Raw genomic sequence first — 15323 nt, 5'->3', positions numbered from 1 at the left:
GCCCGCCCTTTGCGGCAGTTCTCCGCCGATCAGATCTTGGGCTGATACTGCATGCTGGACACATTGTAAATGGTAACAAAAGCCTTGGGGTCTTCCCGGTTGATAAAGTTCATCAGCTTCTGATATTCGCTCTTGTCCACGATGGTAATGATCTCGTTGTGCTTTTCCAGATTGTATGCACCGATGGCCTCGTACATGGTCGCACCGCTGTGCAGGTCATGGAGGATGAACTGACGCAGCGCCTCCTCTTTTTCGGTGATGATGCAGACTCGGCGTTTGATGCTGTTATCAAAGATGAAATGGTCCAGCACGATGCCGTTGAAGTAAGTACCGAGGATACTCAGCACCACGGTCTTTTTATCGTAAACCAGGGCCGCGGAAAGCGCCACACACATTCCCGACAGAGACATGGCTTTTCCCAATTCCATGTGCAGGTACTTGTTCATGATCTTTGCCACGATATCCAGCCCGCCGGAGGATGCATTGCGGTTGAACAAAATACTCAGCCCGATGCTGACCACCAGAATATAGCACAGCACGTCCAGCTCCTGACTGCCGGTCATCGAGCCGAACTCCGGGAACAGCTTTTCAAACAGCCCCAGAAACACCGGCAGCAGCACACTGGTGTATACGGTCTTTGCGCCAAATTCTCTGCCGCAGGTAAAGAACCCGATGATGAGAAGCACGACGTTCAGAATCATCGTAATGACCGACAAGGGCAGCGGCACAAAATTGGACAGCACGATGCCAAGGCCGGAAATGCTGCTGACGGATGTATGGCTCGGCACCAGAAAAAAGAAAACGCCCGCCGCAATGATCGCCACCGCCCCGGTCAGGACTGCCGTCTCCCTCAGGACTGCGCCGGTCTTTCCTTTTACATCACTCATCTTTGTCCCCCTAAAGTCAAATTTGTTTCACCGATCTCCTCATCTTTGTCGATGCGGACAAGGAGCTTACCGCCAAAGCGTTTGTATTCCATAGTGAAGTACCTCCATAAATTCTGAAGTTGCTGTTCTCAGTATACCATGTTTTTCCCTTGCGGAAAAGATAGCGAAACAAAAATGGCCCCGGAGGGCTTGTTACAGCTCTCCGGGGCCACTTTATGTGCGTTGTGCCTTGGCGCACACGACCGGCGTTTTACTCGATCTCGATCAGGTTCGGGTTCTCAGGCAAAGCCTTCGTCTGCTGAGGAGCAGGCAGCTCGACGTGCAGGACGCCATCCTCGAACTTTGCGTGGATGTCTTCCTTCTTCACATCGCCCACGTAGAAACTGCGCGCGCAGGTGCCGGAGAAGGATTCGCGCCGCAGGTAGCGGCCCTTCTTATCCTTTTCATCGTTGCTGTGGCTGCGCACTGCCTGAATGGTCAGGTAGCCGTCGTCCAGTTCCATCTGGACATCTTCCTTCTTGCAGCCCGGCAGGTCAACAGCTACTTCGTAGCCATTGTCCGTCTGTTTGACATCGGTCTTCATCATGTTTGCACCACGCTTACCAAAGGCACCACGAGCCTCACGGTTCATAGCACGTTCCAGTGCAGCGTCATTCCAGAACGGATCGAAGAAATCATCGAACAGGTTTTCATGGAAAACAGTCGGCATAAGCATAAATCATTCCTCCAATCCCGGCGTTCGGGTCGGGGCAAAAAATCTGAAGCGTCCATTCAGAAGGGCTTTCCGGGGAGCCTAGCGGCTCTCCTTTTGCCCTTCCTCCTGAGCACGCCACTGTTATAGCACCGTTCATTAGCAGTGTCAATAGAAGAGTGCTAAAATTCATAAAAGAATAATACTTTTATAAAATCCTATGCAATCTTTTCAAAATTCAGTCGCATCATCGCATTTTATATCATCTTGGCAATCATGAAGCACAACAGCTCATACCCTTCCCGGATATCCTCCGGCAGACGTTTCAAAGTCTCGTCCCGCAGTTCCTGCGGCATCCCGTAAAAAGCTTCGGCAATGCCGCCGGTGATGCAGGCAAGGGTGTCGCTGTCGCCGCCCAGAGAGACCGCATTGCGAAGTGCATCCTCAAAACTGACGCTTTCCAGAAAAGCAATGATTGCTTCCGGCACAGTTTCCTGACAGGTCTCCACATGATGATAGGTCGGCCGAATTTCATCGCAGGTACGGTTCAGGTCATAACCGAAGGTCTGCTCCACATACCGCTTGATCTCCGGCTTGCTGTGACCGGTACGAGCCAGAAAAATCACTGCCGCCGTGGCCTGCGCGCCTTTGATGCCCTCCGGGTGGTTGTGGGTGACTTCAGCGGTCACTTTTGCCATTTCCAGCGTTTTGTCCAGCGTATCGAACAGCCAGCCCGCTGCCGACACCCGCATAGCCGAGCCGTTACCGAAACTGCCATAGGGATTCGGATTTTCTGCGTGCAGCCACCGGCGGAACATCCCGCCGTAACCGGCATGGGGATATTCACGGCCCCAGAACCGCATTTCATGCTGCACTGCACAAAATGTTCTCTCCGGCAGACCCTTTCCGTCAATCAGACCAACTGCCACCGCAGCGGTCATGACGGTATCATCGGTGAAGTGCGATTTCTCGCTCAGCAGCGGAAAATCCTTGTGCTTGTAATTGTTGTGGTCAAATTCATAGGGACTGCCCACGATGTCACCCAAAATTGCGCCTAACATAAAACGCCCTCCGTTTTGTGGTGTATCGCTTTCGTTGGCAAAAGGATACCACAAACCGGAGGGCAAAAGGTCAACGGGCAGGCGACAAATCACGCACCCAGCTGTTCCTGATCGTATTCAAACAGCAGCGTATTGACCTGATTGATGTTATAGATTTTGTATTCCAGGCAATACCGCACAATCCAGTCCCGCTTGGAGCCATCCGAAAAGGCATAGCCCGCACTCTTGAGCAGGTCGATGGTTTCATCTTCGGACAGGTGCAGCCCCACCGCAAAGGCCAGCACCGTTTTCTTTTTGGGGTTGTAGTCGCGATTGCACTGAATTTTGGAGAAATGCTGCCGGGAGATGTTGGACTGCTTGTACACGGTGGAGTCCTTCAGCCCCCGCTCGTCAATGAGCCGCAGCAGCCGGGTGGTGAAGCTTTCACCGAGATTATCCATCAGGCTTTCCAGACTGCGGGCTGTCCTGGGTGCCGCGACGGGTGCCGGAACTGCACCTAGCATCGGCACGGCGGCATCTTCTTCCAGAAGCCTCCGCCGCTCTGACAATTCCCTGCGCCGACGGAAAAATCCGTAGCTTTCATTGTTCTGTGCTACATAGTGGTCGTCAATGTACTCCTCCACCGAGGCGAACAGCTTCCGGCTCACGGCCAGCGAGTCCCGGTCGTAGAGCACCAGATACACGGTCAGGTCGTGCTCCATGACGTACTGTGTGATGGTGTCCACCGCAATGCGGAAGGCCTGTTCTTTGGGGTAGCCATAGTTTCCGCTGGACAGCAGCGGAAAGGCCACGCTCTCGCAGTGGTACTCTGCGGCTAATTCCAATGCGGAGTGGTATGCACCGGCTAATTGTTCAGCTTCGCCGAACCCGCCGCCGTGCCACGCTGGGCAGACTGCATGGAAAATATATTTTGCGGGCAGACCGAATGCCGGAGTACACACGGCTCTGCCCAAATCGCAACGGCCGATGGCTTCGCAGGCGGCGGTCAGCTCCTGCTCCCCTGCCGCCTGATAAATGGCACGGCTGGTGCCGCTGCCCTGCAAAAGGTTCCGGTTGGCCGGGTTGACAATGGCATCCGCCGCCACTTTGGTGATGTCATTGCGGATCATCAGAAACGGCATGGTGGTTCCTCCCTCACATGGTTTTCTTCATCCTATCACATCCGGCGGGGCGGTGCAAGGGGTGCTCTTGTTTCCTGTCCGCGCAGCTATTATAATAATAGGTATCGAAAGAAGGTGAGCTTCCTGCACGACATCTGGAATCCATGGCACGGCTGCGTCAAGTGCAGCGAGGGCTGCCAGAACTGCTACATGTATTTTCTCGACCGGATGCGGGACCAGAACGGAGCCGAGATCTACAAAACGAAAAGCGGCTTTTCCTATCCGCTCCAGAAAGACCGCACCGGACACTACAAAATCCAGAGTGGTGAGCAGATCCGGGTCTGCATGACCTCGGATTTCTTCTTGGAAGAAGCCGACCCGTGGCGGGTTGAGGCGTGGGACATCATGCGCCAACGCAGCGATGTGGTGTTTTTTCTGCTCACCAAACGGCCGCAGCGGGTACGGGAGTGCCTGCCGCCGGACTGGGGCAGCGGTTGGGACAACATCTTTTTCAACGTCACCTGTGAAAATCAGCGCCGCGCCGATGAGCGCATTCCCATTCTGTTTGACCTGCCCTTCAAGCACAAGGGCATCATGTGCGCACCCTTCATCGGGCCAGTAAGCATCCGGCAGTACCTTACCGCCGGGCAAATCGAGCAGGTCATCTGCGGCGGCGAAAACTACGATGGTGCCCGCCCCTGCAATTTTGATTGGGTCAAGTCTCTCCGGCAGGAATGCGTGGATGCCAACGTGACCTTCTGCTTTATCGAGACCGGCACCGTGTTCATCAAGGACGGCAGGCGCTACCACCTGCCAAACAAGCAGCTGCAAAGCCGAATGGCCTATAAATCCGGCATGAATTTTCAGGGCAGGCCCATTCATTTTGACCTCGTGGACGACTGGGGCTACCCCATCCCGCAGGAAGATCTCTATGTGCCCCATTTCCGCGCAAACTGCGAGACCTGCGGCAGCAAGTTGATCTGCAACGGCTGCAGCGATTGCGGAAAATGCTTATAAAATAAAGGAGTTCCAGGAATCAATACAAATGAAATTTATGGCTGATCTGATGTGCAATTTCATCCGGCAGCGGGCGGAAACCGATGCAGGTCAGGGTCATGCCCTCTCCGTTTTCATCAAATTCTTCCGGTTCCAGCTCGGTGTGGCAGGCATCCCGGATAAGGAAGAAGTCTTTGTTTTCCACAAGGCCCAATTCCTCGGCAATTGTCTTTGCTTTCAGCAGTTGATTGCGGTTCTTTGCCCCGCAGATAGTTTTGGTAAAAGAGCCATCGAACCATTCTTCATAGGTTGCTTTCTCCAACATGATTTCTGCCCGATAGCCGGTAATTTCTCCGTCTTTCTCAATGGGTTCCACGCCCTGTCCCATGCCGATGGGGTCGGTGAGGAATGCCAGCGAAGCATGGCAGCACTGCGCCGCCAGCTTACCGGGAGACATCTGCAGGTCCTTTCGGGCAATGATGAGTTGACGCATTTTCTCTCCTTCTTATGACAGCTTGATCTTCAAATCTGCCAGCAGATTCACTGCTTCCGGCAGGGAAAATTTCGCATCCTTCAGGCGGCTGCCCAGAATGTCCACCCTATAACCGGCGGCATCCCGGAAATCCGCCTTGCGCAGGTCACACTGGTAGAATTCCGTTTCGTGAAGTTCCACGCCCTTGAAATTCGCCAGCTGCATCTCGCATTTGGCAAACATTGAACCGACAATTTCGTTGCCATCCGAAAAGTCGAAGCGGTTAAAGTTCATTTCGGTGAAGGTGTTATATTTAAGACTGCACTCTTTCAGCGTGTGGATAGGGTCCGGGAAGGCACCATTGGACATCAGCGGTGCCCACTCGATTTCATTCAGGCGGCAGTCCTCAAAATCCAGCGACTGCACCGAGGAATGGGTACTGCGCAGACCTGTGATCTCACACCGCACGAATTTGCACTCGTTCAGCGTGGTATGATCCAGTTCGCATTTGGTAAAGGAGCAATCCACAAACACGCAGTCGGTAAAGTCGCAGTCCTCAAAAGTCTCCTCGGTGAACGACAGGTCAGCAAACCGTCCACCCTCACAATAACGCTCTGTCATAAAATTCTCCTGTCAGCGCAGTTCTTCCAGCAAAGCCGTGCAGCTTGTATCGTATCATTTCAAATTTGGAACGTGCGCGTTCCAAATTTACGCTTGCTTCAAGAACTCCCGCAGCACATCCTCTGGGCGGGGTGTATGGTTCGGGTACTTTTCCCGCAGCGGTGCGGCGGCACCATCCATAATGTAGGGCACACCCACAATGTCCAGCATCGACACATCGTTATAATTGTCGCCAAAAGCCATCACATCGGCAAGGTCGATGTCCAGCGTCTTGCAGATGCTGCGCACACCGATGCCCTTGTTGGCAAAGGTGGTGTCGATCCAGTACGGCCCTGCCACAGCGCAGTTCGCCTCTTTCCATCGTGGGACAAACCGTTCCGTGTAAGATTCTACGCCTTCGTGCAGATACACCGATACTTTTGTGATCTCCTCCGGCACCTCAGACGGGGCATGAATGATCTGATAGTTGTTCCCGATGAACTGGATGCGCTGGAGCATTCCCATGCCCCGCTCCATCAGGTAGGCGGTATTCTGACCGGAGAGCATCACTTCGCCCTGCCCGTCGCTGCGGGTCCACAGGTCGTTGGCGATTTCTTCGGCCAATGCACGGGGCATCGGATTCTTGGCGATGCACTGTTCGTCCTTATAGATCACGCCGCCGTTTTCGCAGAGAAACACACAGCAGTCCGCCACCGGTGCAAAGAGCTTGCGCAGGCTGGTATACTGCCGGCCGGATGCCGGGCAAAACAGAATGCCGCGCCGATGCAGCTCCCGTATCTGCTCAAAGATCTCGTCTTCCAGTTCCTTTTTGCCGTATTGCAGCAGCGTACCGTCAATGTCGCTGCAAATCAGTCTGATTGACATTTTCCGTCCTCATTTTTCAAGATAATTTTAGGCAATTCCCCGGCATCCAGAACACGGACGCCTTCGTCCATCAGCATCTTGGCAAAAACGCCCTGTCCGGGAATCTTTGTCCCGGAAAACGTTCCATCGTAAATTTCCTTCACGCCGCAGCTGGGACTGCGGGATTGCAGGATGGCAAGCTCCACCCCATTTTCTTTTGCAATGGCAAGGGCTTTCGCTGCACCTGCCCGGAACTCCCGGTCCACATTGATGCCCTCTTTGTTCGTGACAACGCCCTGCACGATTTCCGCCGGGCACCGCGGTGTGGGCAGGCCGCCCAGCACCTCCGGGCAGACCGGAACCACCTGATGTCCCCGCGCAAAATCGCAAACCGCCTGATTGTAATTGTTTCCGCCGCTGTATTTGCAGTTTTCGCCCAGCAGGCAGGCGCTGACCAGAATCTTCATTGTTGCGCGCTCCGTTTTTCAGATACTGAATCTTTTACCTATTCTACCACGCTTTTGGACATTGAAAAAGAGGATTCTGCTTTTTCCTATCCCCATACCGGGAGGTCCGCCGTAATCTTTTCTAATTCCTGTGCAAGAAACGTCAGTCTTTCCCTCAGATGGTTGTTATGCGGTGCATCTCCGTTCAGCAGATAGTCCGTTCTGACATTCAGGCAGGACGAAAGATCCTGCAGCAACTCAATCGAGCAGCAGCGGCTTCCCGTTTCAACTTTTGCAAGATGATTCGCACTAACGTTCAGCATTATACTCTGCTGTTCCTGTGTAATCCCCTTCTTTTTCCGCAAATCGCGGATACGTCCGCCGAATTCTTTTGCATCAAATCGCATTGTTCAATCCTTTCCTTTGCGCCGGAAACACAAACAGGCCGAGACTCCTTTTCCGAGTCCCGGCCTGTTTTCAGCTTGAAAATGCACAATGACCGCGACTCGATGGAGCTGCTCTTGTGAGCAGCTCACGGAGTATTATCAGCCTTTAATGCATTTCAGGCAATTTTCCCTCTTGCGCAACTGAAACTTGCGCCATGGCGATATTATAGCAAGTGTTTTCATCACTGTATCCATCCCATTTATACACAGTTCCGAACCAAAAGAACCGCATAAAGTTCTCATCAAAAAACAGGGAGTGACATCAAATCACTCCCCGTTTGCATTGATTGTATCAGAGTTTCGTCATCCAAAGGCCATGCAGGTTGCAGTATGCGTAAACAGCCACCGGCTTTTCACTTCCCAGTTCAAACCCCACGTTGGGAGCCTGCCCCGGATTCAGATAGCGGATCTGCCCGCCGTTCTCAGTCTCCACAAAAATCCACTGAATATAGTGAACATCCGCCATGGGGTGCTCCACCGCGCCCACTGTGACCGTGAGACGACTGCCGAAAAGCTCTGCCACCGGCAGATGCTTCTCGCCGCTGGCTTCCACCGTATTGGGAACCAGCTCTTTCATCTTCTCCCCGCAGCAGACCAGCGGAACGCCTGCGTTATGGATGGTATAGAGCCACATTATCATAGCGGACAGATCGTATGGGTAAAGCGCTGCGAAGAACTTGAATGCGGAGATATCGGGATATTCGTATATGATGACTGCAGATACCTGTAAATATGACAGCAAAAAACTCCCCGGCATCCTTCTTGGAAGGAATGCCGGGGAGACGTTCAATGTTTTATGGGCTCAGTTGTCCGGTATCAGCCGCTGACGAAGTACTTATCAGTGCAGCTCCGGCCAGTAAGCCTTGTTGGCAACGATCATATCGTCCAAGATCTTCTTGGCGACCAGCAGGCTGGGCACGGTCTTGGACAGAGTAAAGGCCATCAGTGCCTTCTCGTAGGAGTGCTCCACAGCAGCATCCACGATCAGCTTCTCCACAGCCTCCTGCTGCTCGATCAGACCCTTGTAGAAGGTGGGAATCTCGCCCACACGCACGGGTTCCGGGCCGCGGTCGGTGATGTAAGCGGGAACCTCCACCATGGCGTCGGAGGGCAGGTTCTCCACAGCACCGTTGTTTTCCACCATGACCAGATAGCGCTTGCGCAGGTCGAAGGCAAGGCTCATGGCAACGTCCACGATGAACTCGCCGTGCACACCGCCGAAGAACTTGGTCAGGTCTACGTCCTTACCGGCACGATAATCTGCCACAGCATCAAAGATGCGCTTCTCGCGGCCTTCCATGACCTCATTGGCACGGGTGTGGTTGGGATCGCTGCTCTTTACAACTTCATCGCCCAGCAGGTAGTACTGCATATAGGTGTTGGGCAGATAGTCATGGAAAGCAGAGCAGATGTTCTTGGCGTTTGCGTAGGTGTGCAGCCAGGACGGATCGCTGTGCAGCACATCGCTCTTGGCGTTCTGGGGCATATAGCCGTGCTCTGCTACATAGCTCTTGAGCTTCTCGGTCACATCCTCACCGTTCAGGCGCACCTTGGTGAACCAGCCGAAGTGGTTCAGACCAAAGTAGTCCACTTCCAGATCATGACGGTCGCACTCCAGAATCTCGGCCATGTTGCGCTCGATGGCAACCGGCATATCGCAGATGTTCAGGATACGAGCCTTCGGGCGCAGACGGAAGGTTGCCTTTGCCACGATGGCAGCGGGGTTGGAGTAGTTGACGATCCAGTAGGTGGGCTTTGCGTACTTCTCGCAGTAATCGATCAGCTCCACCATGGGGTAGATGGTACGCAGACCGTAAGCCAGACCGCCAGGGCCGCAGGTCTCCTGACCCACAACGCCGTACTTCAGCGGGATTTTCTCGTCCTGCTCACGCATAGCGTACAGGCCGACACGCATCTGTGCAAAGATGAAATCTGCATCGGTCATGGCAACTTCCGGGTCGGTGGTCAGGGTCAGCTTCAGTTCCGGGTCGAACATTTCCACCACATGGCGGACGATGACACCCACAGCCTCCTGACGCTCTGCGTTGTTATCGTAGAGCACCAGCTCATTCAGCTTGAAGCGATCCTTCTGCACCAGCAGGCTCTTGACGATGCCGGGGGTATAAGTGCTGCCGCCGCCGGCGATGACCAGTTTGAACGTTTTCATAAGGCAAGCCTCCTATTATAATGTTTTTTGTATGATGAATAAAAGCGGATATCTTATTCTGCGCGACCAAGGTAGCTGTCCACGATGGCACGCATCTTTCCCACTTTGGGGCCGTAAATGATCTGGATGTTGTTGCCCTTTACCACAAGACCTGCGGAGCCGGTGGGCTTGAACCACTCCTTGTCCTTGACCAGAGCGGCATCCTTGACCTGCACTCGCAGACGGGTCATGCAGTTATCGGTGTTCAGGATGTTCTCTGCACCGCCCAGTCCTTCCACGATATGGGCTGCGGTCTGTGCATCGTTTGCGCTGGCAGCAGTCTTTTCGGCTGCGCCGCTGCGAATCTGCTGCTTGACGGCAGCTGCGTTTGCGGCAAGGTCGGTGACAGCATCGCCGTCCTCACGGCCGGGGGTCTTGAGGTTCATCTTCACGATGAGGAAGCGGAAAACGAGGTACATTACCACGATCTCCACCAGACCCACCAGCACGTACAGCGGCCAGTGGGTGCGGCCAATGCCTGCGGGCAGGTTCAGCACCAGAAAGTCAATGATGCCGTTGGTGGCGCAGACCCGGACACCAATAAGGTAAACGATCATCTGGAACAGACCGTCCAGAACCGAGTACACCAGCCACAGCGCAGGAGCTGCAAACAGGAAGGTAAATTCCAGCGGCTCGGTCACGCCCACCAGACAGGCGGTAAGGGTAGCCGGGATGATCTGTGCCTTGGTGGCAGCCTTCTTCTCCTTTTTGGCGGTGGAGATAAAAGCCATTGCCACGCCGATCACGCCGAAGGTCTTCATCAGACCGTAGGTCAGAAAACGTGCGGAATCCCGCATCATTGCCACGCTGGGGTCACTGAGCAGGGCAAGGAACACAGGCTTTGCGCCAACGATCTGCTCACCGCCGATGATCATGCTGTCGCCCAGTGCGGAGTAGAGGAAGGGCGACCAGACCAGATGATGCAGACCCGTGGGGATCAGCACGCGGTTCAAGAAACCGTACAGGAACACGCCGAACGCGCCTGCACTTGCCATGACACCGGTCAGGGCGTTGATACCCGCCGCAGCCACAGGCCAGACGTAGCTGGCAACCACCGCCATGACCAGAACGATGGGCAGCAGCACCACAAAGACGAACTTGCTGTTGCCGTACATGGCCATGGCACCTTCAAACTCGGTGTCGATGAAGCGGTTGTGGACCAGCGCCACCACCACGCCAAGGATCATGCCCAGAAATACGCCCATGTCGGTAACGTGATAGCCGAGGCAGATGGTCTGACCGGTGCCGTACAAAGCGCTTGCCGTATCACCGGCGATGGTCAGTCCTGCCACATCCAGCCAGCGGGCATTGGCTGCCAGCCAGACCAGATAGCTGACCAGTGCCAGAAATGCCGCATCTGCCTTGCGCTTTTTGGCAAGGCTCATTGCGATGCCCACGCAGAACAGGATACCCAGATTGCCAATGACTGCACCAACGCCGCCATTGATGAATTTGCCGAGGGTCCAGACAACACCGCCCTCTGTCACCAGTGCCGTGTTGCTCATGACCGAAGAAATCGCCTGCAGCATACCCGCAATGGGCAGGAACAGAACGGGGCCCATCAAAGCTTTGGAAAAGCTCTGCATCGCATCCATAACTTTTTGTTTCATTGGTGTTCTCCTAACGTTCCATGAATCTCTCTTTTCAAATTGTCTCTTCGTTTCGGGGGTGCACCTTACCGTTTCGATGGCTTGATTATATCACTCTGCACAAAAAAATCTACCGAATTGGACTTTTTTTGAACTTGTTCGCAAAAGCTGAAACATGTTTCGCTTTCATGTTGGATACATCGAAATGTTTATTGACAAAATACGCGATTCAGCGTATACTTTATGGAATCAAGCCGTTCTTTGATTCGAAAATCGGAGTAAAATATGAAACACGACCTTTACAAACTGGCAGATCAGCACCATCTGAATGCCAACGAGCAGCAGCTTTTGCAGGCGGTGCTGGAAACCGCAAAAAACGGCGGTCAGTGCAGCGTGCGAGAGTTTGCAGCGCAGAATTATACCTCCCCGGCGGCCGTGATCCGGCTGAGCAAAAAGATGGGCTATACCGGCTACACCGATATGATCTACCGCATCGGTTTTCTGATCCAGAACGAGATCGATAACAAAAACCACGCCTCCGACATTACCGCCTTTATCGGGGATATCCCCGAAGAAAAAATGCACAGCTTTGTGGAGCTGCTCCACGAAAACCGGCAAAAGCCCATTCTTGTGACCGGCACCGGGTTCTGTGCCCCTTTGCAGGAATTTATGGTGCGGAAGCTGCTGGTTCTGGGCTACTGCGCCATCGGCTCCAACAGTTATGAGGTCTACGAAAGCGGTGCACTGAATGCCGGGCTGGTCATCGCCATCAGCAAAAGCGGAAAGACCAATACCATCCTGAAGCCAGTGCAGGACTCCTTTGCACAGCACCGGAGCATCATTGCCTTTGTGGGTGCCGACAATTCTCCCATCGCCCGCTGTGCAGACCCTGCCTTTGTGCTGCTGGACGACAAGATGCTGGACGACCGGAACCTTACCGCCAACTATTTCTATGCGCGCGTGCTTATCACCTTTGAATACCTCATGGATCTTGTTCTGGAGAAGGACGAGCATCCGAACGGAAAAGAAGGGCAGTGAGCGGTTTTCACGCCTGAGAATACGGTCTCTCCTTTCCAATGCCATCAGAAAAGCCGCCCCGGCTAAACCCGGAGCGGCTTTTCTGGTGCAGATATAAAAAGCTAATTATTCAATTTTGACCCGGTGTCCAGAAAACTGGGTACACATTATTTCAAGCTGAAACGCTGTCACTCTGTAGGAACTGCGTAATGTCTGACGATTATCCTTCTACTTTGACCGTAGCACGATTGCTCTTTGCGTTTCCATCCGCATCCAGCGTGATCTGCACAAAATGTTCCGGCTTGTCGTAATCCTTTGTCTCGCCGTCATCGGTAAGAAACTCTGACATTGGCTGGAGCACTTGTGGCTTCAGCCTTATTTTCAATCCAATAGCTGCGGTTGTGCAGCTATTTCAATACAATATCCTCGAAACGTGATGTTCCTGTTTGCCCAGATACAGTTCCACGACCATCCTGCCGCTTTCACTGTTGCAGAGTTCTTCCTTGCAGTAGCCGCAGAGTTTTCCTTCCGCTTCCGATACATAGCGGTGCAGCGGTTCCTGCAGGTCTTTCGGGATGCTGCTCCACGGAATGACATAGCTCATGCCGGTTTCCCCCACATCCACGGTGCAGGCCCGCTCACTGTCCTCATCGGACAAAATCAGACTGACCAAAAACACGTCTGCGAACGGTGCGCCCTGATACTCTACCTTTTGCCGCCTGCGCTCCGTCCGAAGCTCATCCAGCGCTTGATTCAGGTCATTTTCTGGCAGCGTGGACTTGTACAACAGGACATGCAGTTTCTGCTCCGCTGACCCACTGTCATTCTGACCGTTGGCCGAGAGTTCTACATCTGCATGAATGGTGCAAATCTGTTTTTGCATTGCAGCACGCAGGTTTTCCAGTTTCTGCTGCCGTTCCGCTTCCAATTGCTGTGCGGACTTTTGATGTACTTCTTTGGCTTCTGACTGTTGCGCAGCATGCTCCTGCTTGGGCTTTGGCTTAGGCTTTGACCATTCGCTGTGCTTTTCTGCGTCAGCCTCCGAAACGTTTTGCCCTAGTACAGTCGGCACCGACACGCTTTTGGCACCGCTTTGTGCTACCGATGCTTTCTGTGCCGCAGAAGGACGCTCCGTTCTCCTTGGTTTTACCGACCGCGTTGCACCTGTGCCCGTGTTTTTCGCTTCCGGCCTTGGTGTTTTCACTTCAGGAGCAGAATTCTTGACACTTGCCGGTCGAGCCTGTATCTGCATCTGCCAGAAATCGCCGCCGGTGCGCTGACAATAGGACGTCTCCGCTCGTTTCCGGCTGCTGCGCACACCTTCACAGATCCACGAAAAAATCAGGTAGCGCTCCAATGTGTTCCAAAAGCTGCTGCGCCGATGGCAGGGTTTATGCCGTCCACGGGACGCATACACAATCACTGACAAGCATCCGAAGAACAGAAAACCTGCCGCAAACCCGATTCCTGTAAACAGCTTTTTGAAAAAGCCCATCTCTCACACCTCTTCCGGTTACAGCCTTGCCTGATACACCCGCTCCGTCCGGGCATCGAAGCAGCAGAAAATCACCTGCATGGCGTAATCCGCGTGATCTTCCAGCCACTGTGCCACTGTTTTGACCGCAATCTCCGTGGCATCTTCCAGCGGGTAGCCATACACGCCGGTCGAAATTGCCGGGAACGCAATGCTATGGACATCATGCTCTTTGGCAAGGTTCAGCGAATTGCGGTAGCAGTCCGCCAGCTGCGTGGCATCCTCTGCTGTGCCGGAATAAATTGGCCCTACTGTATGAATGATATACTTTGCTTTCAACCGGTAGCCCTTAGTGATTTTTGCTTCTCCGGTGCGGCAGCCGTGCAGCGTGCGGCACTCCGCCAACAGTTCCGGCCCTGCTGCCCGGTGGATGGCACCATCCACACCACCGCCACCTAACAGACTGCGGTTAGCCGCATTTACGATGCCGTCACAGTCCAGTTTGGTAATATCACCCTCCACCACTTGAATCTGATTTTTTACTTTTTCAGAAATCATTGTAAACACCTCACTTTTTGAGCAGCTCCAGCGCCTTGTCCATAGGCACGCAGTCAGCATAGCGGTCCGGCCAGAGGAACTCATTATAATAGCGGTAGCTCTGCTCCCCCGTCATGTACTCGTTGTCCTGCGTGGAATTTGCATAGGCAGGAACGATCATGTGCAGGCCATGCTCAAAGCCCGCCTCCACCGTTGCATTGATGCAGAAGTCGGTCATGATGCCGCAGACCATCACATCTTTTTCGCCCTTTTCCGTCAGATATTCCAGCAGATCACTCTCTTTTTTGAACGCACTGCATACGGTTTTGACGAACCGTTTTTCAGTCAGCAGCGGTGCAAATTCGGAATAGACCTCAAATTCATCGTCCCCAATGGAAAAGCCAGTGCCGGGTCCATCGTCATGCTGGACATAGACGACCTCGATTCCCTGTTCGCGGGCAGTCCGGATTAGTTTCCTGATGTTGCTGACAAACTTTTCAAACGCATACAGGCGTTCATCCACGATACCTTTCTGTGTATCCACAACCAGTAAAACCATGTGTAAGCCCCTCCTGTGTATCTTTGGTTTCATCCTACCATAGACCGTTGCTTTCTACAAGCGGATTCAAAAAATCCCCACAGGGAAAACCTGTGTTTCACCTGCAGGGATTGATTCAGCCACCCAAGACGATCAGGATCAGCACCACGACCACTGCAATAGCGATCAGGCAGCCGCACCCGCTGCCGTCCCCGCCGCCACCGCCATTGTTGTTGTGGTTTCCGCCACCACCACCGCCGCCGGACGAGCCGCCGAAGTTGCGGTTGAACGCCGTCATGTACTGGGCATAGCCCATATCGCCCTTGCCGAAGTAGCCATAATCACCGTTTGACATTGTTTTGTCCTCCTCAGAAGTCTGTTGTCGCTTCTTCTGAAGGC

General features: G+C 53.6%; 19 protein-coding genes. 2 read left to right on the top strand and 17 right to left on the bottom strand.

Annotated features, from left to right (window positions below):
• Positions 1 to 29 precede the first annotated feature (29 nt).
• The 4 genes from DWV57_RS00540 to DWV57_RS00525 all read right to left on the bottom strand — a co-directional run bounded on the left by DWV57_RS00540 (position 30) and on the right by DWV57_RS00525 (position 3760).
• The gene (locus DWV57_RS00540) at positions 30 to 887 is read right to left on the bottom strand and encodes a YitT family protein (protein WP_005946315.1); all 858 of its coding nucleotides are present in this window, start codon (positions 885 to 887) and stop codon (positions 30 to 32) included.
• Between the two features lie 250 nt (positions 888 to 1137).
• Positions 1138 to 1602, bottom strand: coding sequence for an Hsp20/alpha crystallin family protein (locus DWV57_RS00535; RefSeq protein ID WP_120019616.1), 465 nt, complete (start codon positions 1600 to 1602; stop codon positions 1138 to 1140).
• Between the two features lie 233 nt (positions 1603 to 1835).
• Positions 1836 to 2639, bottom strand: coding sequence for an ADP-ribosylglycohydrolase family protein (locus tag DWV57_RS00530; protein ID WP_120019615.1), 804 nt, complete (start codon positions 2637 to 2639; stop codon positions 1836 to 1838).
• Positions 2640 to 2728: 89 nt separating this feature from the next.
• Positions 2729 to 3760: a macro domain-containing protein gene (locus DWV57_RS00525; RefSeq protein WP_120019614.1), complete on the bottom strand. Its 1032-nt coding sequence runs from the start codon at positions 3758 to 3760 to the stop codon at positions 2729 to 2731.
• A 114-nt stretch (positions 3761 to 3874) separates the two neighbouring features.
• Here DWV57_RS00525 and DWV57_RS00520 point away from each other — a divergent pair, with 114 nt between their 5' ends.
• Positions 3875 to 4756, top strand: coding sequence for a DUF5131 family protein (locus DWV57_RS00520; RefSeq protein ID WP_347562358.1), 882 nt, complete (start codon positions 3875 to 3877; stop codon positions 4754 to 4756).
• Between the two features lie 19 nt (positions 4757 to 4775).
• Here DWV57_RS00520 and DWV57_RS00515 read toward each other — a convergent pair whose 3' ends face one another.
• From DWV57_RS00515 to DWV57_RS00475, 8 genes are all read right to left on the bottom strand, one after another.
• Positions 4776 to 5228, bottom strand: a complete 453-nt coding sequence (locus DWV57_RS00515; protein WP_005946299.1) for an aminoacyl-tRNA hydrolase — start codon at positions 5226 to 5228, stop codon at positions 4776 to 4778.
• Between the two features lie 12 nt (positions 5229 to 5240).
• A complete protein-coding gene (locus DWV57_RS00510) occupies positions 5241 to 5828 on the bottom strand; it encodes a pentapeptide repeat-containing protein (protein ID WP_120019613.1) in 588 nt (195 codons plus the stop codon).
• Between the two features lie 87 nt (positions 5829 to 5915).
• On the bottom strand, positions 5916 to 6692 hold the full coding sequence (locus tag DWV57_RS00505) for an HAD family hydrolase (RefSeq protein WP_097778293.1): 777 nt from the start codon (positions 6690 to 6692) through the stop codon (positions 5916 to 5918).
• Positions 6677 to 7138 (bottom strand): DUF523 domain-containing protein, encoded by a 462-nt coding sequence (locus DWV57_RS00500; protein ID WP_117535089.1) that lies wholly within the window; start codon positions 7136 to 7138, stop codon positions 6677 to 6679. The genes DWV57_RS00505 and DWV57_RS00500 overlap by 16 nt, the downstream gene beginning before the upstream one ends.
• Before the next feature lie 86 nt (positions 7139 to 7224).
• Positions 7225 to 7524 carry a helix-turn-helix transcriptional regulator gene (locus tag DWV57_RS00495; protein WP_120019612.1) on the bottom strand — a complete coding sequence of 100 codons (300 nt, stop codon included), beginning with the start codon at positions 7522 to 7524 and terminating at the stop codon, positions 7225 to 7227.
• A 331-nt stretch (positions 7525 to 7855) separates the two neighbouring features.
• Complete coding sequence (locus tag DWV57_RS00490) at positions 7856 to 8203, bottom strand: desulfoferrodoxin family protein (RefSeq protein WP_120019611.1); 348 nt, start codon at positions 8201 to 8203, stop codon at positions 7856 to 7858.
• 198 nt (positions 8204 to 8401) lie between these two features.
• Positions 8402 to 9730 (bottom strand): 6-phospho-alpha-glucosidase, encoded by a 1329-nt coding sequence (locus DWV57_RS00480; protein ID WP_120019610.1) that lies wholly within the window; start codon positions 9728 to 9730, stop codon positions 8402 to 8404.
• Positions 9731 to 9783: 53 nt separating this feature from the next.
• A complete protein-coding gene (locus DWV57_RS00475) occupies positions 9784 to 11379 on the bottom strand; it encodes a PTS transporter subunit EIIC (protein WP_120019609.1) in 1596 nt (531 codons plus the stop codon).
• 264 nt (positions 11380 to 11643) lie between these two features.
• Between DWV57_RS00475 and DWV57_RS00470 the strand changes: the two genes are divergently transcribed.
• Complete coding sequence (locus DWV57_RS00470) at positions 11644 to 12396, top strand: MurR/RpiR family transcriptional regulator (protein ID WP_097778298.1); 753 nt, start codon at positions 11644 to 11646, stop codon at positions 12394 to 12396.
• A gap of 199 nt (positions 12397 to 12595) precedes the next feature.
• Here DWV57_RS00470 and DWV57_RS14910 read toward each other — a convergent pair whose 3' ends face one another.
• The 5 genes from DWV57_RS14910 to DWV57_RS00450 all read right to left on the bottom strand — a co-directional run bounded on the left by DWV57_RS14910 (position 12596) and on the right by DWV57_RS00450 (position 15279).
• Positions 12596 to 12724 (bottom strand): hypothetical protein, encoded by a 129-nt coding sequence (locus DWV57_RS14910; protein WP_256372185.1) that lies wholly within the window; start codon positions 12722 to 12724, stop codon positions 12596 to 12598.
• Between the two features lie 63 nt (positions 12725 to 12787).
• Positions 12788 to 13870: a hypothetical protein gene (locus DWV57_RS00465; RefSeq protein WP_120019608.1), complete on the bottom strand. Its 1083-nt coding sequence runs from the start codon at positions 13868 to 13870 to the stop codon at positions 12788 to 12790.
• Positions 13871 to 13888: 18 nt separating this feature from the next.
• Entirely contained in the window at positions 13889 to 14407 is a 519-nt protein-coding gene (locus tag DWV57_RS00460; RefSeq protein WP_120019607.1) for an O-acetyl-ADP-ribose deacetylase, read from the bottom strand.
• Positions 14408 to 14417: 10 nt separating this feature from the next.
• Entirely contained in the window at positions 14418 to 14945 is a 528-nt protein-coding gene (locus DWV57_RS00455) for an isochorismatase family protein (RefSeq protein ID WP_120019606.1), read from the bottom strand.
• Positions 14946 to 15060: 115 nt separating this feature from the next.
• The gene (locus DWV57_RS00450) at positions 15061 to 15279 is read right to left on the bottom strand and encodes an HFLK protein (RefSeq protein WP_120019605.1); all 219 of its coding nucleotides are present in this window, start codon (positions 15277 to 15279) and stop codon (positions 15061 to 15063) included.
• Between the last annotated feature and the right edge of the window lie 44 nt (positions 15280 to 15323).

Source organism: Faecalibacterium sp. AF10-46 (assembly GCF_003604105.1).
Lineage (GTDB): Bacteria > Bacillota > Clostridia > Oscillospirales > Ruminococcaceae > Faecalibacterium > Faecalibacterium taiwanense.
This window is presented reverse-complemented; position numbering and strand designations above follow the sequence as displayed.